The organism is Larkinella punicea (assembly GCF_003334855.1).
Taxonomy (GTDB): Bacteria; Bacteroidota; Bacteroidia; order Cytophagales; family Spirosomataceae; genus Larkinella; species Larkinella punicea.
In genome coordinates this window covers 211840-236205 of sequence record NZ_QOWE01000009.1, presented here as the reverse complement: position 1 = coordinate 236205, position 24366 = coordinate 211840, and the positions used below count along the sequence as shown (strand labels likewise).

The 24366-nt window shown below is 49.5% G+C and carries 22 protein-coding genes and 1 tRNA gene; 12 read left to right on the top strand and 11 right to left on the bottom strand.

What is annotated here, in order from left to right:
• Positions 1–36: 36 nt before the first annotated feature.
• The 6 genes from rimO to rpmG all read right to left on the bottom strand — a co-directional run bounded on the left by rimO (position 37) and on the right by rpmG (position 4255).
• The gene (rimO, locus tag DUE52_RS13095; protein ID WP_114406457.1) at positions 37–1347 is read right to left on the bottom strand and encodes a 30S ribosomal protein S12 methylthiotransferase RimO; all 1311 of its coding nucleotides are present in this window, start codon (positions 1345–1347) and stop codon (positions 37–39) included.
• 93 nt (positions 1348–1440) lie between these two features.
• Positions 1441–2082, bottom strand: coding sequence for a PH domain-containing protein (locus DUE52_RS13090; protein WP_114406456.1), 642 nt, complete (start codon positions 2080–2082; stop codon positions 1441–1443).
• A gap of 5 nt (positions 2083–2087) precedes the next feature.
• Complete coding sequence (locus DUE52_RS13085) at positions 2088–2561, bottom strand: hypothetical protein (RefSeq protein WP_114406455.1); 474 nt, start codon at positions 2559–2561, stop codon at positions 2088–2090.
• Positions 2562–2782: 221 nt separating this feature from the next.
• Complete coding sequence (ftsY, locus tag DUE52_RS13080) at positions 2783–3742, bottom strand: signal recognition particle-docking protein FtsY (RefSeq protein WP_114406454.1); 960 nt, start codon at positions 3740–3742, stop codon at positions 2783–2785.
• A 141-nt stretch (positions 3743–3883) separates the two neighbouring features.
• Positions 3884–4039, bottom strand: coding sequence for a DUF4295 domain-containing protein (locus DUE52_RS13075; protein ID WP_111626371.1), 156 nt, complete (start codon positions 4037–4039; stop codon positions 3884–3886).
• A 33-nt stretch (positions 4040–4072) separates the two neighbouring features.
• A complete protein-coding gene (gene rpmG, locus DUE52_RS13070; RefSeq protein WP_038121932.1) occupies positions 4073–4255 on the bottom strand; it encodes a 50S ribosomal protein L33 in 183 nt (60 codons plus the stop codon).
• A 145-nt stretch (positions 4256–4400) separates the two neighbouring features.
• Between rpmG and DUE52_RS13065 the strand changes: the two genes are divergently transcribed.
• The gene (locus DUE52_RS13065) at positions 4401–5636 is read left to right on the top strand and encodes an NADH-quinone oxidoreductase subunit D (protein ID WP_114406453.1); all 1236 of its coding nucleotides are present in this window, start codon (positions 4401–4403) and stop codon (positions 5634–5636) included.
• Here the strand turns inward: DUE52_RS13065 and hpt are convergent.
• On the bottom strand, positions 5633–6160 hold the full coding sequence (gene hpt / locus DUE52_RS13060; protein ID WP_114406452.1) for a hypoxanthine phosphoribosyltransferase: 528 nt from the start codon (positions 6158–6160) through the stop codon (positions 5633–5635). The two genes, DUE52_RS13065 and hpt, sit on opposite strands and share 4 nt — an antisense overlap.
• A 123-nt stretch (positions 6161–6283) precedes the next feature.
• Between hpt and DUE52_RS13055 the strand changes: the two genes are divergently transcribed.
• On the top strand, positions 6284–7501 hold the full coding sequence (locus DUE52_RS13055; protein ID WP_114406451.1) for a tetratricopeptide repeat protein: 1218 nt from the start codon (positions 6284–6286) through the stop codon (positions 7499–7501).
• A gap of 80 nt (positions 7502–7581) precedes the next feature.
• Here DUE52_RS13055 and DUE52_RS13050 read toward each other — a convergent pair whose 3' ends face one another.
• Positions 7582–8052, bottom strand: a complete 471-nt coding sequence (locus tag DUE52_RS13050; protein ID WP_114406450.1) for an Lrp/AsnC family transcriptional regulator — start codon at positions 8050–8052, stop codon at positions 7582–7584.
• A 418-nt stretch (positions 8053–8470) separates the two neighbouring features.
• Between DUE52_RS13050 and DUE52_RS13040 the strand changes: the two genes are divergently transcribed.
• On the top strand, positions 8471–10012 hold the full coding sequence (locus tag DUE52_RS13040) for a glycoside hydrolase family 10-like protein (RefSeq protein WP_114406448.1): 1542 nt from the start codon (positions 8471–8473) through the stop codon (positions 10010–10012).
• A gap of 98 nt (positions 10013–10110) precedes the next feature.
• A complete protein-coding gene (locus DUE52_RS13035) occupies positions 10111–11286 on the top strand; it encodes a ligand-binding sensor domain-containing protein (protein ID WP_114406447.1) in 1176 nt (391 codons plus the stop codon).
• Between the two features lie 122 nt (positions 11287–11408).
• Here DUE52_RS13035 and DUE52_RS13030 read toward each other — a convergent pair whose 3' ends face one another.
• The 3 genes from DUE52_RS13030 to DUE52_RS13020 form a co-directional block, all read right to left on the bottom strand.
• Complete coding sequence (locus DUE52_RS13030; protein ID WP_114406446.1) at positions 11409–12251, bottom strand: sugar phosphate isomerase/epimerase family protein; 843 nt, start codon at positions 12249–12251, stop codon at positions 11409–11411.
• A 164-nt stretch (positions 12252–12415) separates the two neighbouring features.
• Positions 12416–13657, bottom strand: a complete 1242-nt coding sequence (locus tag DUE52_RS13025; RefSeq protein WP_114406445.1) for a 4-hydroxy-3-methylbut-2-enyl diphosphate reductase — start codon at positions 13655–13657, stop codon at positions 12416–12418.
• 75 nt (positions 13658–13732) lie between these two features.
• Entirely contained in the window at positions 13733–15259 is a 1527-nt protein-coding gene (locus DUE52_RS13020; protein WP_114406444.1) for a GH3 auxin-responsive promoter family protein, read from the bottom strand.
• Positions 15260–15462: 203 nt separating this feature from the next.
• Here DUE52_RS13020 and DUE52_RS13015 point away from each other — a divergent pair, with 203 nt between their 5' ends.
• From DUE52_RS13015 to DUE52_RS12980, 8 genes are all read left to right on the top strand, one after another.
• On the top strand, positions 15463–17898 hold the full coding sequence (locus tag DUE52_RS13015) for a penicillin acylase family protein (RefSeq protein WP_114406515.1): 2436 nt from the start codon (positions 15463–15465) through the stop codon (positions 17896–17898).
• Positions 17899–17902: 4 nt separating this feature from the next.
• Positions 17903–18253 (top strand): hypothetical protein, encoded by a 351-nt coding sequence (locus tag DUE52_RS13010; protein ID WP_114406443.1) that lies wholly within the window; start codon positions 17903–17905, stop codon positions 18251–18253.
• A gap of 86 nt (positions 18254–18339) precedes the next feature.
• Positions 18340–18936 carry an OmpH/Skp family outer membrane protein gene (locus DUE52_RS13005; RefSeq protein WP_114406442.1) on the top strand — a complete coding sequence of 199 codons (597 nt, stop codon included), beginning with the start codon at positions 18340–18342 and terminating at the stop codon, positions 18934–18936.
• A gap of 562 nt (positions 18937–19498) precedes the next feature.
• Entirely contained in the window at positions 19499–19960 is a 462-nt protein-coding gene (gene smpB / locus DUE52_RS13000; protein WP_114406441.1) for an SsrA-binding protein SmpB, read from the top strand.
• A gap of 130 nt (positions 19961–20090) precedes the next feature.
• Positions 20091–20603: an HNH endonuclease gene (locus DUE52_RS12995; RefSeq protein WP_114406440.1), complete on the top strand. Its 513-nt coding sequence runs from the start codon at positions 20091–20093 to the stop codon at positions 20601–20603.
• Between the two features lie 183 nt (positions 20604–20786).
• Positions 20787–22574, top strand: coding sequence for a 30S ribosomal protein S1 (gene rpsA / locus DUE52_RS12990; protein ID WP_114406514.1), 1788 nt, complete (start codon positions 20787–20789; stop codon positions 22572–22574).
• Positions 22575–22730: 156 nt separating this feature from the next.
• Positions 22731–22801, top strand: a tRNA-Cys gene (locus DUE52_RS12985).
• A gap of 295 nt (positions 22802–23096) precedes the next feature.
• On the top strand, positions 23097–24335 hold the full coding sequence (locus tag DUE52_RS12980) for a cytochrome c3 family protein (protein WP_229312156.1): 1239 nt from the start codon (positions 23097–23099) through the stop codon (positions 24333–24335).
• Positions 24336–24366: the final 31 nt, after the last annotated feature.

The following is a 24366-nucleotide window of genomic DNA, read 5'->3' as shown; positions in this document are numbered from 1 at the left end:
AAACCGGCTTGGTTGAGAGGGAGTTAGCTGTTTTTGTTATTCGGTTACGACACCGTATACGTCGAATTCATGGGCTTCCGTAATGCGAACCCTGGCAAAATCACCCTGACGGACATATTGCCCCGCCGGAACCAGCACTTCGTTATCGACTTCGGGTGAATCGAATTCTGTTCGGCCAATGAAAAAACCGCCTTCTTTCCGGTCGAACAACACCTTATACGTATTGCCGAGTTTGGCTTGATTCAGTTCCGCCGAAATGCCCTGTTGAAGTTCCATGATGGCGTCGGCGCGTTCCTGCTTGATGTAGGCCGGAACGTCGTCGGGCATGGTGTAGGAATGTGTATTGTCTTCGTGGGAATACGTAAAAGCACCCAGCCGGTCAAACCGCATCCGTTCGACAAAATCGTACGTTTCGTCAAACATCGCTTCGGTTTCGCCGGGATGGCCGACAATCAACGTGGTTCTGAGCGCAATACCGGGTACTTTTTCGCGAATGGTGTCGATCAGGGCTTCGGTTTTCTCGCGGGTAATGCCCCGGCGCATGGATTTCAGGAGTTCGGTCGAGCCGGTTTGCAGTGGCATATCGAGGTAGTTACAGACGTTCGACCGCTCGCGCATCACATCGAGCACATCCATCGGAAAACCGGAGGGATAAGCGTACTGCAAGCGAATCCATTCAATGCCTTCGACGTCGGCCAGGCGGTTGATGAGGTCGGCCAGCGTACGTTTTTTATAAATGTCCAGCCCGTAATAGGTCAAATCCTGGGCAATCAGAATCAGTTCTTTGGTGCCGCGCCGGGCCAGCGACTGTGCTTCCTTGATCAGTTCTTCCGCCGGACGCGAAACGTGGTGTCCGCGCATGAGCGGAATGGCACAAAATGAGCAGGGGCGGTCGCAGCCTTCCGCAATTTTCAGGTACGCATAATGGGCGGGAGTGGTCAAAAGCCGTTCGCCCACGAGTTCGTGTTTGTAATCGGCTTTCAGCGTTTTCAGCAATCGCGGTAGTTCATTCGTACCAAACCACGCATCGACAGTCGGCATTTCAATTTCCAGCTCGTCTTTGTAGCGGTGTGACAAACAGCCGGTTACGTATACTTTGTCGACCACGCCAGCGTCTTTGGCATCGACGTACCGCAGAATGGTGTTGATCGATTCTTCCTTCGCATTGTCGATAAAACCGCAGGTATTGATGACCACAATGTTGGCGTCGTCTTTCTTCGATTCGTGCGAAACGTTGTAACCGTTGCCTTTCAATTGGGTAAACAATACTTCTGAATCCACCAGGTTTTTCGAACAACCCAGCGTGACGATATTGATTTTATTCGTGCGTAATCCTTTTGTTTTCAAAGTAGTAGAATGCTAAGTACCCGGAGCGGTGACCGTTGTGGCACAACACCGGTATTTTGGGCAAAGTTCGGAAAAGTACAATTCAGGAGAAAGTTATGGGGCAACAATCCACGGAATTTTATGCGGGACATACTGAATCGGAACGGTTTTGAAATAGTCATCGATGGCGAAATCGAGGTAGCTCTTGTTATGATTGAGATAAATCCGACGCCCGTCTTTCAATTTAAAAATGAAATAATGGTAGCCAGCAACCATTTTGCCGGAATTAAGACCGGGTGTATGTTTTTCAACCTTATCCACGTCGGCGGCCGTGAAGCGAACCGTTTCCTGGCTGGTCGCTATTTCCAGGCTTTTATCGGCCGGGTCGAGCGTAATAGTTTTCCCTCTGGTAATGCGCCAATATTGCCAGTCAAGCCGAAAAAGGAGAACGCACCACCACAAGGCGTAAACCGAGATAGCCAGAAAACATAATCTAATAAACCAGTGCCAGGAGACGGCTGCAGCGGAAATCTGGAAGAACACGGCAGCGTAGAGAAAAAATAGATTGATTAGGGTAAAGAAGAATAAAAAGAAAAAATTGAAGCTGACAAAATACTCCCAATCATCAATTTCGTAGGTAACAACAATCACTAACGGCGATTCGTCGCCGATGGTTTTGGCGGTGTAGCGAAGCAACTTGTAGATGACCCAGGCGAAGGGAGCCAGCACCGAAACCGTGATCAGAAAAGCGTTCATGACGGTTAAAATACCGCCTGATACGAAATATCAAATGCGATTGTTGACCGGCGGTTTTTCTCCACCGTTACCGGAAAAATGTTGTTTTGGCCGTCGGAGAGGTTGGCATACAACCCTTTCTCTTCTTGAACAAATACAGAATAGCTACCCACTGGCAGACTGACGCAGAATTTTCCGTCTTTATCTGATTTTACTTTTTTAACAAGCCGACTGTTGATTTTGGTGTAAAAACCGTCATCCGTAGCTTCTGTCTGGTCAATTTTCGTCAATTCATAAATCAAAACCTCCCGAACAACGGGCTGGCCTTTCGGCTGCGGCCGGTCGGGGCCGGGCATGTGGTTGCCGGATTTGAATAGAACCGTTCCGCAAATGCCCTGAAATGACGTGCTGGTCTGGCTGGGTTTGCAGGCGGTGAAAATAGCAAACGCCAGCAGGAGCAGATACGATTTTAGTAGTGCGGGAAGCCGGTTTTCAGACATAATGATGGAATTTCGGCCCCATAGGGGACAAATGTTTGTAGCAAAACGATTAATCAGGCAGATTCGCGTGCCATCGGTACGCAATATGAATATCGGTTGCGTACCGATGGTACGCTGGAGAATGGTTGGGATGGCCAATTTCTACAAACATTGCGTGCCAATGGCACGAAACGAGCTGGCTTTGACACACAGATCAGAAAATCAAAAACTATGTCTGCCTATCAAATTTTCTTAAAAAACGAATCCACGAACTCCATCTTGTGGAACGTCTGCAAATCTTCGATTTTTTCGCCCACGCCAATGTATTTAACCGGAATCTTGAACTGATCCGAAATGCCGATCACTACACCGCCTTTGGCCGTACCGTCTAACTTCGTGATGGCCAGGGCCGTAACGTCCGTCGCTTTGGTAAACTCCGTGGCCTGAATAAACGCGTTCTGACCCGTTGAACCGTCGAGCACCAGCAATACTTCGTGGGGCGCTTCGGGCAGGAATTTCTGCACAACGCGTTTGATTTTCGATAACTCGTTCATCAAATTCACCTTTGTGTGCAAACGGCCTGCGGTGTCGATGATCACCACATCGGCGTTCATGTCCACGGCTTTTTTGACGGCATCAAAAGCCACGGCCGACGGATCGGTGTTCATGCCGTGTTCGATCACCGGAACGCCCACGCGTTGGCCCCACAATTTCAGTTGGGTAACGGCGGCCGCCCGGAACGTATCGCCCGCGCCCAGCACCACTTTATAACCGCGCTTGTGAAATTGGGATGCCAGCTTGCCGATGGTGGTGGTTTTGCCGACGCCGTTGACGCCTACCACCATGATCACGTACGGTTTTTTATCGGCAGGTAATGAAAAATCATCATCGACATCGTCGGATTTATTCTCGGCCAGCAGAGCCGCAATTTCCTCCCGGAGAATGTTGTCCAGTTCGCTGGTGCTGACGTATTTATCCCGGGCAACGCGCTCTTCGATGCGCCGGATGATTTTCACGGTGGTGCCAACGCCCACATCCGACGTAATCAGGACTTCTTCCAGTTCGTCCAGAACCTGCTCATCGACCGTCGATTTGCCGACGACGGCGCGGTTGAGTTTCGAGAAAAAACTTTCTTTGGACTTCTCCAGCCCTTTATCGAGTGATTCTTTTTTTTCCTTCGAGAAAAAATCAAACAGACCCATTTCTTTGTCGTTAGAACGTTGGATGGCAGACTACAGACGGCGATTCGTACGTATACAGCCTCGTGTCTGTTTTGTCGAACAAAGATACAAACAAAAAAGTCCCACAAAGGGGACTTTCGATGTACCATAAAACCGGAAAAACTAGCCTTTCAACGCAGCTTGTACTTCTTCCAGTGGGACCATTTCTTCTCTAAAGGTGTAGGCACCGGTTTTCGGCGACTTCACGGCTTTGATAATCTTCGCGAAGTTCTTACCGCCACCTTCCTTTTTCAGGGTTGCAACAACTTTCTTTGCCATCTTGGATCGTCGGGAACAGTCCCGCGGTTACAATTATTTAATTTCTTTGTGTACGGTTACGCGTTTCAAGTTCGGATTGTACTTTTTCAGTTCGATCCGGCTTGGCGTATTCTTGCGGTTTTTGGTGGTGATGTAGCGTGAAGTACCCGGTACATTCGTATCCTTCTGCTCCGTACACTCCAAAATCACCTGAATTCTATTGCCTTTCTTAGCCATTGCTGTAAATATTTTCTCAAACAGGAACGCAAAGGTAAGATAAAGTCTTAAAAACCACAATGGTTGCTTGCGAAATAATTGTTGAGTCGGTATACCGAAAAGCTTTTTTGACTTTTGACTGTCTCCTGCCGACCTTTGACGGACGATGACCACACAAACCATCCAATACGACTACCAGCCCGGCGTGTTTCAGGCTTCCGAGCCGAATAAATATACGCTCGACGAACTCGGCTCCGGCGAGATGATTCTGAACATGGGGCCGCAACATCCCTCGACGCACGGTGTTTTGCGGTTGGAAATCGTCACCGATGGCGAGATTATTGTCGATGTGGTGCCGCATTTGGGTTATCTGCACCGCTGTTTCGAGAAACACGCCGAAGCCTTGCCGTATAACCAGATCCTGCCGTTTGTCGACCGCCTGGATTACATGGCCGCCATGAACAGCGAGCACGTCTTTTGCATGGGCGTGGAACGGATGCTGGGGATTGACAAGGAACTGTTAACGACGCTCAACGGCCGCCGGATCGAATACATCCGGGTGCTGGTTTCGGAACTAAACCGGCTGGCGTCACACTTTGTGGCCATTGGAACCTACGCACTGGACATCGGTGCCTATACGCCGTTTCTGTGGATGATGCGCGACCGCGAGCATCTCCAGCGGCTTTTGGAGTGGGTCAGCGGAGCGCGGATGCTGTATAATTACGTCTGGATTGGCGGTTTGTATTACGATTTGCCGGTTGGTTTTGAAGAACGGTGTCAGGAGTTTCTGACGTATCTGAAACCGAAGCTGGTGGAATTGCAGCAACTGGTGATTGAAAACAAGATTTTCGTGAAACGAACCGCTCATGTGGGCGTGTTGCCGTTGCCGGTTGCGATCAATTACGGCTGTTCGGGGCCGGTTTTGCGGGCGTCGGGTTTGCGCTACGATTTGCGCCGGGTCGATGCCTATTCCGTGTATCCTGAATTGGAATTCGATATTCCGATTGGCGAAGGAACCGTCGGGACGCTGGGCGATTGCTGGGATCGCAACTATGTGCGCGTGCTGGAATGCTGGGAGTCGGTGAAAATTGCCGAGCAATGCCTGGCGCGGTTGACGGGTGATCTGAAACGCACCCGGGATTTCGATCCGCAGGCGATGGCGCCCAAAAAAATCCGGCCGAAAGCGCAGGAGTTTTACATTCGGGGCGAAATTCCGAAAGGTGAACTAGGTTTCTACTTCCGGGCCGATGGCCGGGCGGATATGCCGTTCCGGTGTCGCGCGCGGTCGTGTTCGTATCACAATCTGTCAATGATCAGCGAAATTTCCAAAGGCGCCATGATGGCCGATTTAGTGGCCATTATCGGCTCGATCGATGTCGTAATGGGTGAAGTAGACCGTTAGGCTAACATGAAGATTTCCTGCGTATTGCGGCCAAAACCGTCGTAATCCAGCCCGTAGCCGACGACAAACTGGTTTTGAATCTCAAAACCGACGTATTTGATGGCGACGTCAATCTGCAAGGATTCCGGTTTGAACAGCATCGTGGCAATTTCCAGCGATGCGGGTTGCTGCTCCATCAATTGCTGAGATACTTGCTGAATGGTGAGGCCGGTATCGATAATGTCCTCAATCAGAATAAGATCCTGACCCGCCAGCGATTCGCTCAGACCCAGGATGTGTTTGACAACGCCCGTCGAAGCGGTCTGCTGGTAGGAACTGACCCGAATAAAGGTGACCCGGCACGGAATGGTCAGGTGCGTCATTAGTTCGGCCGCGAAGATAAAAGCGCCGTTCAGCACCACCACCAGCATGGGCTCCTTGTCCCGGTAGTCCTCATTAATCTGTTTGGCCAACTGAACAATGCGGTTTTTCAGCGTGTTTTGATCAATAAACGGAACGAAACTTTTGTCTTTGATAGTCAGCATGGTATACCCGTTGGCGCGAAACTCAAAGGTAAGGCATCGAAAGGGTTCGTAAAAACTTTTGGTGGCGTAAACTGGAAATTCAAAAACTTCGTTGATAGAAGACGATATCCGTGTCCTTAAAAAATGAAAAAAAACCTTCTTGTTCTAATCGGCTTGTTTCTGACCTTAACGGCTCGCGCTCAGGTCTATTCACTGGCTGAATTTGACAAAAAATACGATATGCTGATGAAGCGTCCCGACGTTCAGATCGAGTCGGCAGAGGCTATCAATAACTTGTATAATTACAAATTTTACGAAGCCGACAAAGAGTTTCGCTGGCTAAAAATGCGGTATCCCGATCACCCGATGCCGTACTTTCTGATGGCTCTCGCCGAATGGTGGAAAATTGTCCCGAATACGGAAAATACCGACTTCGATGACAAGTGTCTGGCCTACCTGGATACGACGATTACAAAAGCCGAAAAGTTGTATGACGATAAAGAAAACAAAGTAGAACCCGCGTTTTTTCTGGCGGCTGGCTACGGTTTCAAAGGGCGGTTGTATTCGGAGCGCAAGAAATGGGCAAAGGCCACCTGGGCCGGAAAAAATGCGTTGAAATATTTTGATAAATGCAAAGGCAATGGTGATCTAACGCCAGAACTGCTGTTTGGCGACGGTTTGTTCAACTATTACGCCCAGTGGATTCCGAAAAACTACCCGGCTTTGAAGCCGATTCTGATGTTTTTCCCGAAAGGCAACAAGGCGGAAGGCATTCGGCAGTTGGAAAAAACCGCCAACAACGCTTTTTATACCCGAACCGAGGCCCGGTATTTCCTACTCCAGATTTATAGCATGGAGAACCAGTATGAAAAGGCGTATGATCTGGCCAAATACATGTGGCAGCAGTATCCCGATAATCCTTATTTCGAGCGGTATTATGCCCGGACGGCTTTTGTGCGCGGGTACAGCAACGAAGCGACGTCGGCTTCCAACAGTATTTTGAGCAAAATCGAACGGGGGATGGATGGGTACGAAGGCGTTGGCGGTCGAACGGCAGCGTATATTCTGGCGTACAATAATCAGCATTATACCCGCGATTTGGCCAAAGCTAAACAGTATTACCTGAAAACCATCGAGTTTGCCAAACAGACCAATTCCTATGATGCGGCCTATTACTGGGCGTCGGTGTTGAGTCTGGGGAAAATTGCGGCTGCGGAAAAAAACTACGATCAGGCGCAGACCTACTACAAGGAAGTCATTGACAAAGCCGACCGCAAATCCAGTCAGCATAAAGAAGCCAAAGACGGGCTGGATAGCCTGAAAAAATTGCGGAGAGAGGAGCGGAGGAAAGCGCGGAAGTAAATGATGAGTTATGAATGATGAACGATGGATGTTACGCATCAGCCCATTCATCGTTCATCATTCATAACTCATCATTATTTTCAGGGAATCGGAAGAACTTTACTTTCTTTGAAAGTCGACAAAATTACCATGGTTTGGGTGCTGGCGACTTCTTCGATTTCGTTGATTTTTTCCAGCATCAGAACCTGATACGAGGCAATGTCTTTGGCGATGACTTTCAGCAGAAAATCGCCGGAACCCGTGATGTGGTGGCACTCAATAATTTCCGGAATTCCCTTTACCGCATTGACAAACGATTCGGTCACCTGCTTCTTGTGACCGACCAGCGACACCTGTACAAACGTCGTAACGCCCAGGCCAACCCGGTCCCGATTCAGTTGAGCGTGGTAGCTCTGAATGATGCCCGAAGTTTCCAGTTTTTTGACGCGCTCAAGGGTAGGTGCGGGGGACAAACCAATTTCCTTCGACAGTTGGGCATTGGTGATTTTAGCGTTTGTCTGTAGAATTTCTAATACTTTCCGATCAATCTGATCGAGTTTGATTCCTGACATGATAGTGATGACCTTAAAACTTTATCCAACCAATATGAGATCACGCAAAACTAAACACAATCCTTTTATTTTTATAAAAAAATATGGATTATTTACTAAAATGTAAAATAATGATTGGTTTTGCGGCCCAATTTTAGCTACAAAATTACTGTATACAATAGTTATACCAAATACTGTTCAACATTAAAATTAACCGTTCCTAAATTTTTTCCAAATAATATTTTGTGGATACAGGGGCGGTTTTCTGGAAAGGCTTCTGAAAAAAAAGGAATCGTCTTCTTAAAATCCAAAAAGCAGTAACTCAATTTCAGGGGCTTCAACAGGAGCAACGCAATAAACCGATTGGTAACAAAGTTTGAAAGGGGAGAGGGTTCTTCCGTATCTTTGAGCATCATCTTTTCTGACCAATCTCGTGCGCATGCGCTTTCACTACCGGGCTTTCTTCGTCTTTTTCATCTGCATTTTTTGGGAAATGCCTGACGTGATTGCCCAGCTTCCACCCAAGCGGGAGTTTCGGGCGGTTTGGATTGCCACGGTAGACAACATCGACTGGCCAAGTGTGCGGGGGCTGCCGGCCGAAAACCAGCAGGCCGAATTTATTGCCCTGCTCGACCAGCACCAGCGGGCGGGCATCAACGCCGTGGTGGTGCAGATCCGGGCGGCTGCGGATGCTTTTTACGCCAAAAGTACGGAACCGTGGTCGTTCTGGTTGACGGGCCAACAGGGCCGCGCCCCGGTGCCATTCTACGATCCGCTGGAATTCATGATTCGGGAAACCCACGACCGTGGGATGGAATTTCACGCCTGGTTTAACCTCGACCGGGCCACATTCAGTAAAAACTCCAGTGTTACGCCCGATCACATCAGTTTCCGCCGACCAGAATGGATGCTGCAATACGGTGGCCGGAAACTATTCAATCTGGGTTTGCCTGAAGTCCGTAATTATGTGACCGGTATTGTGACCAACATCGTTCGGAATTATGATGTCGACGGCATTCATTTTGACGATTATTTTTATCCGTACGGAGTTGCCGGACAGGTTATTCACGACGAAGTGACCTATAAAACGTATTTCAATGGCATGAACCTGGCGAATTGGCGTCGGGAAAACATCAACCAGTTGATTCACCAGCTTCGGGATTCGATTCAGGCCCTGAAACCGTATGTGAAGTTTGGCGTCAGTCCATTTGGCGTCTGGAAGAACAGCAGCCAGGACCCCGAAGGTTCGCTCACGACGGGCGGTTTGACATCCTATTTCGATCTGTATGCCGATACCCGCAAATGGATTCGGGAAGGCTGGATCGACTACATTGCACCACAAGTGTATTTTAGCACGGATTTTCAGAAGGTTCCGTACCGGCTTTTGGTCGACTGGTGGATCAAAAACGGTTTCAACCGACACCTCTACATTGGCCAGGGCGCGTTTCGGATCAACCGCTCCACCCCGCGCGACCGGGCCTGGAACGATCCGAACGAGATGACGACCCAACTGAACTACAACCGGCAGTTCAGCCAGATTCATGGCAGCATCTTCTTTAGCTCCAAATCCCTGACGGATAACTTGAATGGCGTTCGTGATACGTTGCTGACGAATTTTTACCGGTATCCGGCGCTGATCCCGCCGATGCCCTGGAAAGATCCTGAACCGCCCCTTTCGCCCAAAGACCTGAAAGCCCGGCCTACGTCCGAGGGGGTCGAACTGCTTTGGCAGGAGCCCGGCCCGGCACCGGACGGCGACAAGGCCCGGTATTATGTGGTGTATCGTTTTGACCGGAAAGACAAAGTGAATACGGAAGATCCGACTCACATTCTGGCGATCTGTGTGGGCGAGCGAACCACCCGGTTTATCGACCGAACCGCCGAAGCCGATGGACGGTATGTGTACCTGATCACGTCGCTGGATCGGTTGCACAACGAAAGCGTGCCAAGTCAGGTCAATGTGCGGGTTCCGGAGGAGTGAATTGCAGACTTTTACATTTCGTTAATCTACTTTTACAGGCTTTCCTTGGCAGGTTTTGTGCATGCGCTAATTTGCCGCAGACTCCAATAGTAAGCCCCATGCATAAAGGTTCATTTTACTCTGTCGCTCAATACGGCCAACTGCTGCTTTTCTTGTTGATTTTTACCATCTCCTGCCACGGACAAGGCACTACGAACTTGCCAAAGGACAGCAAAAGCAAGCCAAAAACAACCTTGGAGGGACAGCCAAAAATGATACGGACACAAGGAGTATTGTCTGGTAATGTTGGTTGCGATTTACAGGATAAAGCAGGAAACGTTTGGTTTAGTACCGGGGGGGAGGGCGTTTACCGTTACGATGGAAAGTCATTTACCAATTTTACAACCAAAGATGGTTTGAATGATAACGATGTGAGTGCTATTATAGAAGATAAATCAGGCAATATTGTCTTCGGCACGAAAAGCGGCCTCTGTAAGTATGATGGCAAATCCTTTACTAACTACTTGAAGATGGGGTCCTTAAGCAATGCCCATATTACTTGCCTTTTAGAAGATAGGGACGAAAACCTTTGGTTTGGAACGATGGGGACTGGTATTTATCGTTACGACGGAAAAAGCCTTACTAATTTTCTGAATAATGATGATCATCCGTTTAACCTTGGGGCCCATTATCAACTTATAATGGATATTTTACAGGATAAAAACGGCAACTTATGGTTCAGTTCGTGGAACGGTGGGGGTGTTTGGCGGTATGATGGAAAATCATTTAAAAACTTTTTGCCCTCTGCTGATTATTACCGTTCGAACGAAGACGGGAGGTCCGTTACCAGCTACTTGCCAGTTACCAGCTACTTGCCAAAAGTTATTAATCCGCTGTCCCGGGAGTTTCTTACTGATGATATGATTTTTTCGATTGCAGAAGATAAGGTCGGTAATTTGTGGTTTTCTAGCAGAAGACACGGAGCCTGTCGTTACGATGGTAAATCTTTTACCAGTTTCCGCGAGAAAGAGGGCTTTGTAAGTTATGGCATAACCTCAATTTTGGAGGATAAAAAAGGCAATATTTGGCTCGCTACGGATAAAAATGGCGTGTTTCGTTACGACGGTAAAACATTTAAAAATTTTACTACGAAAGACGGACTTATCAATAATTCGGTTCGGAGTATTTTAGAAGACAAAGCCGGTAATCTATGGTTTGGTACCAGATCGTTTGGTTTGTGCCGGTATAACGGAAAAACCTTCACTATCTTTTCGGAGAATGAAGCCAGGCAATAACTTGTTATTTTCCTGATCCCCGGTTAATTGCCTGGGTATTCTAAAAAGACCAGAGAATAAAGATTGCTTTATCGGTTTTAGCCGAAAGGCTTTATTTTCTGGTCTTTCTTCTTTTTTTTAACTTACACTGTCTTCAAAAACGCCAGCCCCTTCACGGCAATGTCTTCGCCGGAGGCTTCGATGTCGCGCCAGATGGCTGCGGCTTTGGCAATGGCTTTTACCTCGGGCGTAAACGACTCGATGACCAGTTGGCCTTTGAAATCAATGTCTTTCAGCGCCTGACCAATAGAGATCCAGTCGATGTGGTCGTTGCCCGGAATACCCCGGTCGCAACCGCAACTGTGCAGCAATTCCAGCCGCGAACCGGCTTTGCGAATGGCATCGGCCTGGAATTTCTCCTCGATGTTCATGTGGAACGTATCCAGGTGCAGCCGAACGGCGTCATTATCAACTAAATCCGCCAGATGGATGGCCTGATCGCAGGTGTTGATGAAGTCTGTTTCGAAGCGATTGAGTGGTTCGAGGGCAATTTTCAACCCTTTGTCCGCAGCATAGGCCGCCAGTTCTTTCAAATGCCCGACCACGGTTTTTTCCTGTTCCTTATAGACCTCCTTCGGCGTGGCTTCGGCGCGTCCAACACTCGAATACAACGGCCCAACCAGCATTTCGGCGCCGATGATTTCCATGAAATCCAGCAACGCTTTCAGATACGTCATCGACGTTTGCTGCTGCTCTTCGTCACCGCGAAAATCCCGGTCCGGCCCCATGGCCGCGCAAACCGTTTTGCAACCTAACCCGGCATCAGCCAACGCCTGTTTTACCAACTGAGGATCGACGTTCCAGGGTTCTTCCAAACCGATTTCGACGGTATCGAAGCCCCATTCCGCAAATTTTGAAAACCACTTCACGCTTTCGTTCGTGAAAGGCGATGTAAATAAAAACGTGTTGATGCCAATGGTGTACATAGGGGTTGATTGGTTATGATCTATCTGGTCTTGTTTCTGCGGTCTTGCCTCAGCGGCCCTCTAAAACGGGTATATTCGGTAATCACCTTTTAGGCAATGCAAAGGATGGTTAGTGTGCTTTTTACTGTCATTGCAGGACATTTATGGCGATTTCCTGCCGGATTTCAGGAAGCAAACTGCTGTTCGACTTCCGCCATGACGGCGTCAATCGGGCGGGCATCGGCAAAAAAGGAGACGATCCTGAGGAGAATACCTTCCACCACGGCGTCAGGGCAGGACGCTCCGCAGGTCAGTAAAACGGTGACCGGTTTTTGTTCCGGCAGAAAGTTTTCGGTGACCACTTCCTGCTTCGTATGCAGGTTAAAATGCCGGATCAACTCCCGCGACAGAATTTTCTGTTCGGTTTCAATGAAATACGTCGGCAGTTTTTCTTCGCACAACTCCACGATGTGCAACGTATTGGAACTGTTGTAACCACCCGCAACAATCGTGAAATCGGCGGGATGCGTCAGCAGGGCGTAGGTCGAATCCTGGTTGTCGTTGGTCGCGTAACAAAGCGTGTCGCGGGTGTTGGCAAAGCGGCTATCGACCTCGTCCGGCAGCAGCCGGTAATGGCGGATCATGACGGTTTTCAGAAAATCGGCAATCTGCTGTGTGTCCGACGCCAGCATGGTGGTTTGATTGACAACGCCGATGCGTTGCAAATCCCGCTCGGGATCAAAACCAGGTGAAAACTGGCCGCTGAATTCGGCATAGAACGCATCTTTGGTCGACTCGCCGGTGAGATATGTCGCCAGCCGCTGCGCCTGCGCCATGTCTTTCACCACGACGGTTGGTGCCGATGCCTTGCTGTGCGAAAACGTAGCGCGGGTTTCCTCATGCGACGGTTTTCCGTGAACCACCACGGTATAGTCTTTCTGCCCGATTTGCGTGGCTTTGTTCCACACTTTTTCGACAAACGGACAAGTCGTATCGTACTGCTCGACGTTGAGGCCGATGTCGGTCAGTTTCTGCTGAATTTCGATGGTCGTACCAAACGCCGGAATCACTACTACGTCGTCTTTCTGCAATTCCTCCCACGGAATGATCTGTTTCCCGGAAGTTTCCATGATAAACTGCACCCCGCGTTCCTGTAAATCCCGGTTCACATCCGGATTGTGAATCATTTCACTGAGCAGAAAAATGCGTTTGCCGGTATTTTCAGCGATGGCTTTGTAGGCAATTTCAATGGCGTTTTCGACGCCGTAGCAGAACCCAAAATGCCGGGCAATGAGAAAGCGAACGGGACCAAAATCAAGAACCGTGGGCGTAAAATCGCGCTTGAGCTTATCGCGTTTCCGCCGAAGTTCTTTCAGCGGGCTGATGATGGTACTGCGGTAATACTCCGGGATGTTGAAGGATTTCATTCGGGCAAAATTAGACAGACTTCATCGGAAGAACAACGGCCGGAAATGCTTCGTTCAGCTAAAAAGACGGGCTGATCAGGAGAGCGTTGTCAAACGGCCCAGAATATCGTCCAGATACTCCCGGCTGTTGCTCAGGCGCGGCACTTTATGCTGACCACCCAGCTTACCCCGGGTTTTCATCCATTCGTAGAACGTCCCCCGCGGAACGGCGTGGACGATGGGCGGATGCAACACCATGTCGTTATACCGCTTGGCGTCGTAGTCGGAGTTGACCTGCCGAAGTGTTTGGTCGAGAACCTTGCGGAACGTATCGAAGTGGTTGGGTTCGCTCGAAAACTCGATGATCCATTCGTGCCGGCCGTTGGTACCACTGCCCATGTAAACCGGCCCGGCGGTATAATCACTCACCGTAGCCCCCGTTGCTGCGCAGGCTTGCGTAATGGCATTTTCGGCGTTTTCAATGATCACTTCCTCTCCGAAGGCATTGATAAAATGCTTGGTCCGACCACTGACTTTTAGCCGGAAGGGATATTTTGAGGTAAACCGCACGGTATCGCCGACGCGGTAGCGCCAGAGTCCGCCGTTGGTGGTAATCACCAGCGCGTAATTCTTATTCAGTTCAACTTCCTCGATGGTCAGGGCTTTCGGGAAAGGCTTGTCGGCGTCTTCCATCGGCACAAACTCGTAGAAAATGCCGTAGTCCAGCATGATCAGCATTTCGCCGATCCGCTTCAGATCGTCCTGAATCGCAAAAAAACCTTCCGAAGCGTTGTAGATTTCGAGGTAGCGGGTGTCGTTGGAAGGAAAAACTTCGTTGGAAAACAACTCCCGATAGGGTTGAAAAGCCACGGCACCGTGGATAAACACCTCAAAATTGGGCCATACTTCCAGAATATTCTGCTTGCCGGTTATGGTCAACACTTTTTCCAGCAAAACCAGCGCCCAGGTCGGAACGCCCAGAATACTCGTCACGTTTTCGCGGGCAGCAATTTCGGCCATCCGGTCGATTTTTTCCTCCCACTTGTCCATCAGCGCCACTTCGATGGGCGGGGTACGGATGTACTGCGCCCAGGGCGGCAGGTTTTTCATGACCACCGCCGACACATCGCCCGCGTAGCCGTGCTGACCATACGGATTTTCGTGTAGACTACCACCAATCGACAGCCCTTTCCCCTCGAAGGCTTTGCTTTCCGGATTGTTGGCGATGTAGAGCGCCATCATGTCTTTACCGCCCCGAAAATGGCTTTCGTCCAGCGACTCCTGCGAAACCGGAATGAATTTGCTGCGGGCGTTGGTCGTACCCGACGATTTGGAAAACCAGTGAATGCGGGAGGGCCACAGCAGTTTTTGCTCACCTTTCATCGTCCGCTCAATATACGGAAACAGGTCTTCGTAGGAGGAAACCGGCACCCGTTCCTGGTACTCACGGACGGTGCGAATGGAATCGTAGTGGTGTTGGCGGCCCCATTGCGTATGTCGGCCTTTGCTGATAAGCTGCTGAAAAACCGCCTGTTGAACCTCGCCGGGGTGCGCCATCATAGCCTTGATGCGCGGCACTCGCCGGAGCAGCAGCCATTTCAATGTCGTATTCAGCAGGGTCATACGTGGAGTGGTAATTCTGATTCAAACTTACTAAAAATGTTGCATTTAGAAGAACTTTGCTTCATAACCTGATTCGGTGGATATTGTTCGTTGGAATTCGTAAACTGCCACCGTTGAAAAAACCGGGAGTTCAGGCTCTTTTATTGGTATAAAAGCAAGAATAAATTTTCTTTGTGAACGATCCGGCACATGCCGTTCCCTGTATGAAAGTTTTGAAAGCCCTGCTGAGTCTATTTATTTCCATTGGAGTAACGGTTGCACTCAACCAACCCTGGGGCAGTGTTCCGGCTTTAGGGCGTTTGCTGAGCCCATTTGAAGGATTTTGGCAGAACGCCGAAACCGTTGGTCAATCTTCAGAACAAAAAATATCCGTCAAAGGTGCGAGGGAGGAGGTCACCATTTTGTTTGATGACCTCCATGTTCCGCACATTTTTGCCAAAAATGACTTTGACGCTTATTTTGCCCAGGGCTACGCAACGGCCCGCGATCGCTTGTGGCAGATGGAGTTTCAAACCCACGCGGCTGCCGGACGGATTTCGGAGCTAATCGGTGATCGTGCGGTCGAACTCGACCGCTACAACCGGCGGCTGGGCATGGCCTACGGTGCCGAAAAATCGCTGGAAGGCATGTCGAATGACCCGGTTTCCAAATCGGTGCTGGATGCTTATACGGCGGGCATCAACGCGTACATCGACCAATTGAAACCGGCTGATTATCCGATTGAATACAAATTGCTGGGATACGCTCCCGAACCGTGGACGCCCATCAAAGTGGCCTTTCTCCTCAAGCAGATGACCCAGACGCTGGCGGCAGGGGCCGACGATCTAATGATGACCAACGTCCGTCAACAACTCGGCCCGGCCCTGACGGCCAATTTGTTTCCGGATTATCCTTTTAAAGAAGACCCAATCATCCCGGTCGGCACGCGCTGGGACTTTACGCCGGTCAAACTGCCTGCTCCGCCCCCGAATATCGAAACCGATAGCAGCGTCGTGCTGAACTGGCAGCCGCACGACCCCGGCATTGGTAGTAACAACTGGGCCGTTGGTCCGGAGAAAACCGCCATGGGCTACCCGATTCTGGCGAATGACCCGCACCTGACGCTGAGTTTGCCTTCTATCTGGTATCAGGTTCAGTTGGTTACGCCCACGATGAACGTCTACGGCGTGTCATTGCCCGGCGCGCCCGGCGTCATCATCGGTTTTAACAAGGACGTGGCCTGGGGCGTTACGAATGTCGGAGCCGATGTGCTGGATTTTTACAAGATTCGTTTTCGGGACAACCGGCGGCAGGAATACTGGCACGACGGGAAGTGGAAACCGGTACGTCGGCGGATTGAAACCATTCGGGTAAAAGGAAAACCGGCGGTTGTCGACACCATATTATATACCCACCACGGCCCGGTGGTTTATTTGCCCGAAGACAAACCGTTTCGAAACAACATTCCCACGGGCTATGCCGCTCGCTGGATTGCCCACGAGGTCGACAATGGTATCAAGACCTTCTATTTGCTGAACCGGGCCAAAACCTACGACGATTATGTGACGGCCTTGTCGTATTATGTGGCTCCCGCGCAGAATTTCGTTTTTGCCAATGCGGCCAAAGACATTGCAATTTCTCCCAATGGGCGGTTTCCGTTAAAATGGCGCGATCAGGGTAAATTTCTTTTGGACGGTACCAAGGCCGCAAACGACTGGCAGGGCTGGATTCCGGCGGCTCAGAATCCCCGCGTAAAAAATCCGCCGAGGGGATTTGTCAGTTCAGCCAACCAATCGTCGACCGATCCGACCTATCCCTATTATATCAATTGGGAGTTTGAAACGACCGACCGGGGCATGCGGATCAACCAACGGCTGACAGAAATGCAAAACGTGACGGTGGACAGCCTGCGCCATCTACAAAATGATGTGTATAACCATCAGGCTTCCAAATTTCTGCCGGTTCTCCTGCCATATATTCAGGAAAAAGATCTCTCCGATCCGCAAAAACAGGCATTGAAAACCGTCCGCCAGTGGAATTACCAGCAGGATACGGCATCGGTTGCCGGCACCATTTTCGTGGATTGGATCAGCCGTCTGGAAGACGGGATCTGGGCCGACGATTTTCCGGATGACGCCAATCGGCCCCTGCGGTATCCGAATACCGACCGCACACTGCAACTTGTCACCGAAGAGCCCACTTCCCGCTGGTTTGACAACGTGCAGACACCAAACCGCCAAGAAACGATTCAGGAAGTCGTCACCAACAGCTTTCGGGCTACGGTTGATTCACTGGTAAAACAGCATGGGCCGTTGGGGAAAACCTGGGCCTGGGCCGATCACAAAGGAACGTCCGTTCGGCACCTGATTCCCGGTCTGGATGCCTTCAGTGCGTTGAATGTGCAAATTGGCGGAGGACGTGGCATCGTCAATGCCGCCGGCCGCCGGGCCGGGCCGTCGTGGCGGATGATTGTCCAGACGGGACCCAATGTGCGGGCCTACGGTGTGTTTCCGGGTGGCCAATCCGGCAATCCCGGTAGCCCCTACTACCTGAACATGCTCGAAACCTGGCGGAAAGGAGACTTGTACGAACTGCTTTATTTAAAATCGGTAACCGAAAAAAGTCCGCGGATTCAATCGACTCTTCAACTGACCCGTTAAAACCATGCTGCCCTTTTTGTTAATCGTGTTGTTAAGTGCCGTCGCGCAGTTGTTCTTGCCGTGGTGGAGCATTGCTCTGGTGGCTTTTGGGGTCTGTTTCTGGCGCAGCAAAACTGGCTGGCTGGCCTTTAGTGCCGGTTTTTTAGGAATTGCAGTGGTCTGGCTTGTCTACGCGTTTCTGATTCATGTGCAAACGGACGGTATTCTGACGGGTCGAATGGCTGAGCTTTTTTTCAAGACGAAAACGCCGATTTTCCTGCTCCTGATTACGCCATTGATAGGCGGTTTCGTCGGCGGATTCGCGGGCTTGGCGGGTCGTCAAGTGCGTGCGGTTTTTACAGCCAAACCGGAATGAATGCTCCGCAGAGCTTCACCAGATTGCTACGTAACGAGTAAATCGTACCTTTGTAAAATCATTAATCCATTAATTAACTGTTTCTTGTGAAAAACGCATCCCTTGTTTTGAACGCCGTACTGGCGGTTGCTGTAGCAGTTTTATACTACCTGCACTTCTCTGATAAAACCACTACAGAACCTGTTTCTGCCGGTACAACGAAATCGGCGCCGGTTCGCAAGACGGTTTATGTCAACGTCGACTCTTTGCTGACCAATTATGAATATTTTAAAGACACCCGGAAAGTGCTGGAAAGCAAACGGTTTCAGCTTGACAACGAATTGAACAACAAGGGACGTTCACTGCAAAATGAAGTGGCTTTCTTTCAGCAACGGGCCCAAACGATGACGATGGAACAGGGCCGGGCTACAGAAGCGGCTTTGCAAAAGAAACAACAGGATTTGGTGGCCTATCGTGACCGGGTGGTTCAGCAACTGGCGGAAGAAGAGCAAAAAAAGAATGAAGAACTGTACAATCAGATTCACGATTATCTGAAGAAAGTCAACAAGCAAAATCAGTATGATTTTGTCATGGGCTACTCCAGAGGGGGCGGCATTCTCTTTGCGGACACCACGCTGGATGCGACCAAATCGATCATTGGCGGCCTAAACAAAGAATATCAGCAAAAACAGACCAAAAAATAAAACCCGTCATCTACGGTAAACGAAGCTCCACTACTGGTTCGTAGTGGAGCTTTTTTATGTTCTTTTTCCAACAAAATAAAGATTCATGCCGGGTTTTTAGAAGGTTGGCAGCACAACGGCATAAAATTTGTTAAACGTAGGGTGATGTTGTATGTATCGACAAGCCATTACGATTCATTCAATGCAATAATCTTTCTAAATAACGGCAATTAGCCTGGAAAGACAGGGTTATAATTTTAAAGATTGGTACACGCGCAGGGTGTGTATAAATGAAGATATCCTGGAGAATGCCGGTGTGTACAGAAGGGTCTTGAGGCTGTGATTCGGCTGTACGCCGTATCTTTTTGGATGCGGTTAAAACACCGGCTTCGCCAGGAAAACGTTTACAATGCAGGAATCATTTGGTACCCCGGAGATTACTTCGGGGTATTTTTTGTTTACAAATCGGTACTTTTGAATTACTATTTAAAAGTCGGTTTGTCAATCCGTTTTCCAGCACCCGAATGTTCCGGAAAACAGGAATGGACTACCATCCGATTACTACATTGACCACACTATAGTTATGTCTGATAAAACCCTGGCCAAACACATCGAAATCCGGAATCGCCGGGCTTCCTTCGAATACTTTTTTCTGGAGACTTTTACCGCCGGTATCATGCTTACGGGCACCGAAATTAAATCTGTTCGGCAAGGAAAAGTAAACCTGGGAGACGCCTACTGTTTGTTTTCCAAAGAAGAGTTGTATGTCCGTCAAATGCATATTTCGCAGTATACTGAAGGAACCTATAATAACCACGAACCGCTGCGCGACCGGAAACTGCTTCTGCAGAAGCGGGAATTGAAACGGTTGGTCAATAAACTGACCGATCAAGGGTTAACCATCATTCCAACGAAGCTTTTTATCAATGACCGGGGGTTTGCCAAACTGGAGATTGCATTGGCCAAAGGGAAAAAATTATACGACAAACGCGACTCAATCAAGGAACGGGATGTTTCGCGGGAGATGAGCCGGGAACACTTTTGATGCCTATTTGCCTGATGGTCAAGGTCATCGCGAGTAGTTAAAAAAATACGTGCGATTCCGGGAATAACCTGTCATTTATAATGAAATATCATTAACTTGCTTGAAAAAGTAGGAGTCAGATACATTGTTTATGGGTAGGAAAGTCCTGGTACTTAATCAAGACTATAGCGCATTAGGCATCTGTTCTGTACCGAAAGCGTTCTTGTTGGTCTACCTGAACAAAGCGGAACTGGTTGCCAAATCTCAGGGGTTTGTCCTGCGAACGGTGGACGTTGAGTACCCGTCTCCCACCGTCATCCGCCTGCACCGCTACATTCACCTCCCCTACAAGGGGGTCATGCTCAACCGTCAGAATATTTTTAAACGCGACGGAAACCGGTGCCAGTACTGCGGCAAACACGAAGACCTGACCCTCGATCATGTTCTGCCCAAATCGAGGGGTGGCAAAACCAACTGGGACAACCTCATCACGGCCTGTAAACGCTGCAACTCCCAGAAAGGCGATCTCACGCCCGAGGAAGCCGGCATGAAATTGTATCAGAAACCCTTCAAACCGTCTTTCCTCGTCTTTCTGCGCGACTTCTCCGGCTCGCTCGAAGAAACGTGGGTGCCTTTCCTGGCCAAACGCGAAAAAATGTACTGAGCAACCCGCTCATCAGCGCCCCGTTGACGGGAAATGACATTTTTTTGTCTTCCCTGGATGTTTTTCCAGAAAACTTCACTAGTTTTGCACCTCCTTTTTTGGGGCAGTGTCTCCATGTATCAACTAAAAGTCAGCCAGGAAGGCCCGGGGGCTGATGTATCGATGGGCCACAACCAAACTTTTATGAGCAAAACGCAAACACTGCCTGATTTTGATTGGGATAAGGCAGACAACCGGGGTTTTGGTAGCGGTTATTCAGACGAAGAACGTAATCGTCTGTCTGAGCTGTACGATAACACCCTGGCGCAAGTAAACGAGAAAGAGGTAGTGATCGGGACCGTTGTCGGTATAACTGACCGGGAAGTAATTCTTAACATTGGTTTTAAATCGGATGGTCTGGTTCCGGCTTCGGAATTCCGTGATCTGCCCGATATGAAAATTGGTGATGAAGTAGAAGTTTACGTAGAAAATCAGGAAGACCCCAATGGTCAACTGGTGTTGTCGCGCAAGAAAGCCAAAGTCATTACGGCCTGGCAGAAAATTCAGCGCGCACTGGACGAAGACCTGGTCATCGAAGGATTCGTGAAGCGCCGGACCAAAGGTGGTCTGATTGTCGATATTTATAGCATTGAAGCTTTCTTGCCAGGGTCGCAGATCGACGTGAAGCCGATTCGTGATTTCGACGTGTTCGTCGGCAAGAAAATGGAAGTGAAAGTGGTGAAAATCAATTACGCCAACGATAACGTAGTGGTTTCACACAAAGTACTGATCGAAAAAGATCTTGAAGCACAACGCCAGCAAATCCTGAACAACCTGCAAAAAGGTCAGGTGCTGGAAGGGGTAATCAAGAACATGACCAACTTCGGGGTATTCATCGACCTCGGTGGTGTCGATGGTCTGCTGCACATCACGGACATTTCGTGGGGTCGCATCAGCCATCCGTCCGAACTGTTGCACCTCGATCAGAAAGTCAACGTTGTTGTACTGGATTTCGACGAAGACAAAAAACGGATTTCGCTGGGTATGAAGCAACTCCAGGCGCATCCATGGGATTCGCTGCAGGAAGGCATGCAGATTGGCTCGAAGGTGAAAGGCCGGATTGTCAACGTGGCCGACTACGGCGCGTTCCTGGAAATCATGCCGGGTGTTGAAGGTCTGATCCACGTATCTGAAATGTCGTGGTCGCAGCATCTTCGCAATCCACAGGACTTCCTGAAAGTGGGCGATGAAGTGGAAGCCGTTGTGCTGACGCTGGATCGCAACGATCGCAAGATGTCCCTCGGTATCAAGCAACTGACGGCTGATCCCTGGTCACGTCCGGAACTGGTGGAGAAATACGCCATTGGTACCAAGCACAAAGGGGTTGTTCGGAACCTGACCAACTTCGGTTTGTTCCTGGAACTGGAAGAAGGCATCGACGGTCTGGTACACGTATCGGATCTGTCGTGGACGAAGAAAATCAAACACCCGTCCGACTTTATCAAAGTTGGCGAAGAGCTGGAAGTAATCGTTCTGGAACTGGATGTTGACAACCGTCGTCTGGCGTTGGGTCACAAACAACTGGAAGAAAATCCGTGGGATACGTTCGAAAGCGTTTTCACTCCGGGTTCAGTTCACCGGTGTACGATCCTGTCGAAAAACGACAAAGTTGCCACCCTGGAACTGCCCTACGGTATCGAAGGCTTCTCGGCACTGAAAAACTTGCAGAAAGAAGACGGTTCGTGGGCAGATGTCGGCGAAACGGTTGACTTCAAAGTGATTGAATTTTCGAAGGACGAAAAACGCATCATGCTGTCACACTCAAAAACGTGGCAGGAAAAAGGTGACGATCGGAAACCGGAGAAAAGACAGGCCGTTGCCAAAGCACCAACCACCAGCAGCAAAGAACCGGAGCGTGCTACGCTCGGAGACCTCGATGCCCTGGCTGCCTTGAAAGAGCAAATGGAAGGTCGTTCTTCGAAAGGAGAATAAGTTCTGAAATATTTGAAGTGCCGCGCTGTCTGGAATGAATATTGTAGTAAGTTTGCGGCACGAAAAGCAGTTGAGGAGTTTGGGAATTTAAGAATTCAGGAGGGCTTGAAAGAGAACTCCCCGCCCCTTAAATTCCTGAACTCCAAAACCAAAAAGGGTCCTGTGGCCGAGTGGCTAGGCAGAGGTCTGCAAAACCTTTTACAGCGGTTCGAATCCGCTCGGGACCTCTTCCTTTGTATCGAACAGATACAAGTACTATTTTAATACGAATTGCCATCCGGGAAGGTTCAAAGCCTACTGGATGGCATTTTTTTTAGAATTAATTTAGGTCTGGGAGGGGCGTTCAAAGTGATTAATTCGCGCAGAAAAGCCAGTTACTTAGACAAAGTATAAATAAAATCCCCTGGTAAAATATCAAACCACAGATGTTTGATTAAAACCGTTCCTGTGCTACTTTTGTGCGTTAATGGAAAATAATTAGTAGGTATGCATACTGATTTTATCGGTTTCTCATTGATTAAAATGTACTCACGAAGTGTAATAAGTACTTTAGTAATTGTACTGATAGCACTGTTCAGCAGCTATCAGTCAGTGGCTCAGGAAGCCGCTGCTGCCGGTGGTGATGCGGCAAAAGGAAAGGAATTATTCTCGACTTTATGCCAGCAATGCCACGCCGTAACGGACGAAAAAGTGATCGGTCCCGGTTTAAAAGGGATCAAAAGCCGCCGGGATGAAGCGTGGCTGATCAAGTGGATCAAGAATCCACAAGCCGTCATTTCCAGTGGCGATGCTTATGCCACGGCATTGTACGCCAAGTATCAGCCGCTGGTGATGCAGAGCTTCCCGGATTTGTCCGACGACGACATCAAGAACATTCTGGCGCACGTAGAAGCGGCTGGAAAGCCGGCACCGACTGATGGAACAGCATCGGGAGGAACTGCCGGGCCAGCGACTACCGCACCGGCCAGCGAAAGCCCATCCGGTTTATTTACAGCCGTACTGGTTGCGCTGCTTGTCGTGATGATGCTGGTTCTGGGCGTTTTGCTGGTTCTGGTATCGGTTCTGTCAAAAGCCGTAGCGCCAACCACCGGTACGGAAGGGACACAATCGACGCCATTCTTTCAACGACTGAAAAGCAACCTGTCGGCGGCTGCCAGCAACAGCACCCTTCGCTCCATTGTTCTGTGGCTGTTTGTGTTTGTGGTAACCAAGCAAACCTTCGACGGTCTTTATAGCGTCGGTGTTTCGCAGGGGTACGCTCCCAAACAACCCATCGCGTTTTCGCACAAACTGCACGCCGGTCAATACCAGATCAATTGTAACTACTGTCACACCAGTGTTTACAAAGGCAAGATAGCCACCATTCCGTCGGCTAACATCTGTATGAACTGCCACGGTGAAATCAAACGCGAATCACCGGAAATCCAGAAAATCTACAAGGCCATCGAAGAAGATCGCCCTGTGGAATGGGTACGCGTTCACAACCTCCCGGATTTGGCCTATTTCAATCACGCCCAGCATACGAATGTAGGTCAGGTGCAATGCCAGACTTGCCACGGCGAGATCGAAAAAATGGAAGTGGTCGAGCAGCGGTCGTCCCTGACGATGGGCTGGTGTATCGATTGTCACCGGAAAACCGAAGTTGCTACGAAGGATAATGCCTACTACGATAAATTAGTTGCCCTCCACAAAAAGGGAAGCAAAGAACCGTTGCGAGTGGCTAATATTGGTGGCCTCGAGTGTTCAAAATGCCATTATTAATCACACCGAATCCCATTAAACAGTTGAACTG

Bases quoted from the DNA above. Each gene is read 5' to 3' on its own strand.
- DUE52_RS13090 (WP_114406456.1), bottom strand. From the start codon at position 2,082: ATGAACGCTTTTCTGATCACGGTTTCGGTGCTGGCTCCCTTCGCCTGG.
- DUE52_RS13085 (WP_114406455.1), bottom strand. From the start codon at position 2,561: ATGTCTGAAAACCGGCTTCCCGCACTACTAAAATCGTATCTGCTCCTG.
- ftsY (WP_114406454.1), bottom strand. From the start codon at position 3,742: ATGGGTCTGTTTGATTTTTTCTCGAAGGAAAAAAAAGAATCACTCGAT.
- DUE52_RS13075 (WP_111626371.1), bottom strand. From the start codon at position 4,039: ATGGCAAAGAAAGTTGTTGCAACCCTGAAAAAGGAAGGTGGCGGTAAG.
- rpmG (WP_038121932.1), bottom strand. From the start codon at position 4,255: ATGGCTAAGAAAGGCAATAGAATTCAGGTGATTTTGGAGTGTACGGAG.
- DUE52_RS13065 (WP_114406453.1), top strand. From the start codon at position 4,401: ATGACCACACAAACCATCCAATACGACTACCAGCCCGGCGTGTTTCAG.
- hpt (WP_114406452.1), bottom strand. From the start codon at position 6,160: ATGCTGACTATCAAAGACAAAAGTTTCGTTCCGTTTATTGATCAAAAC.
- DUE52_RS13055 (WP_114406451.1), top strand. From the start codon at position 6,284: ATGAAAAAAAACCTTCTTGTTCTAATCGGCTTGTTTCTGACCTTAACG.
- DUE52_RS13050 (WP_114406450.1), bottom strand. From the start codon at position 8,052: ATGTCAGGAATCAAACTCGATCAGATTGATCGGAAAGTATTAGAAATT.
- DUE52_RS13040 (WP_114406448.1), top strand. From the start codon at position 8,471: ATGCGCTTTCACTACCGGGCTTTCTTCGTCTTTTTCATCTGCATTTTT.
- DUE52_RS13035 (WP_114406447.1), top strand. From the start codon at position 10,111: ATGCATAAAGGTTCATTTTACTCTGTCGCTCAATACGGCCAACTGCTG.
- DUE52_RS13030 (WP_114406446.1), bottom strand. From the start codon at position 12,251: ATGTACACCATTGGCATCAACACGTTTTTATTTACATCGCCTTTCACG.
- DUE52_RS13025 (WP_114406445.1), bottom strand. From the start codon at position 13,657: ATGAAATCCTTCAACATCCCGGAGTATTACCGCAGTACCATCATCAGC.
- DUE52_RS13020 (WP_114406444.1), bottom strand. From the start codon at position 15,259: ATGACCCTGCTGAATACGACATTGAAATGGCTGCTGCTCCGGCGAGTG.
- DUE52_RS13015 (WP_114406515.1), top strand. From the start codon at position 15,463: ATGAAAGTTTTGAAAGCCCTGCTGAGTCTATTTATTTCCATTGGAGTA.
- DUE52_RS13010 (WP_114406443.1), top strand. From the start codon at position 17,903: ATGCTGCCCTTTTTGTTAATCGTGTTGTTAAGTGCCGTCGCGCAGTTG.
- smpB (WP_114406441.1), top strand. From the start codon at position 19,499: ATGTCTGATAAAACCCTGGCCAAACACATCGAAATCCGGAATCGCCGG.
- DUE52_RS12995 (WP_114406440.1), top strand. From the start codon at position 20,091: ATGGGTAGGAAAGTCCTGGTACTTAATCAAGACTATAGCGCATTAGGC.
- rpsA (WP_114406514.1), top strand. From the start codon at position 20,787: ATGAGCAAAACGCAAACACTGCCTGATTTTGATTGGGATAAGGCAGAC.
- DUE52_RS12980 (WP_229312156.1), top strand. From the start codon at position 23,097: ATGTACTCACGAAGTGTAATAAGTACTTTAGTAATTGTACTGATAGCA.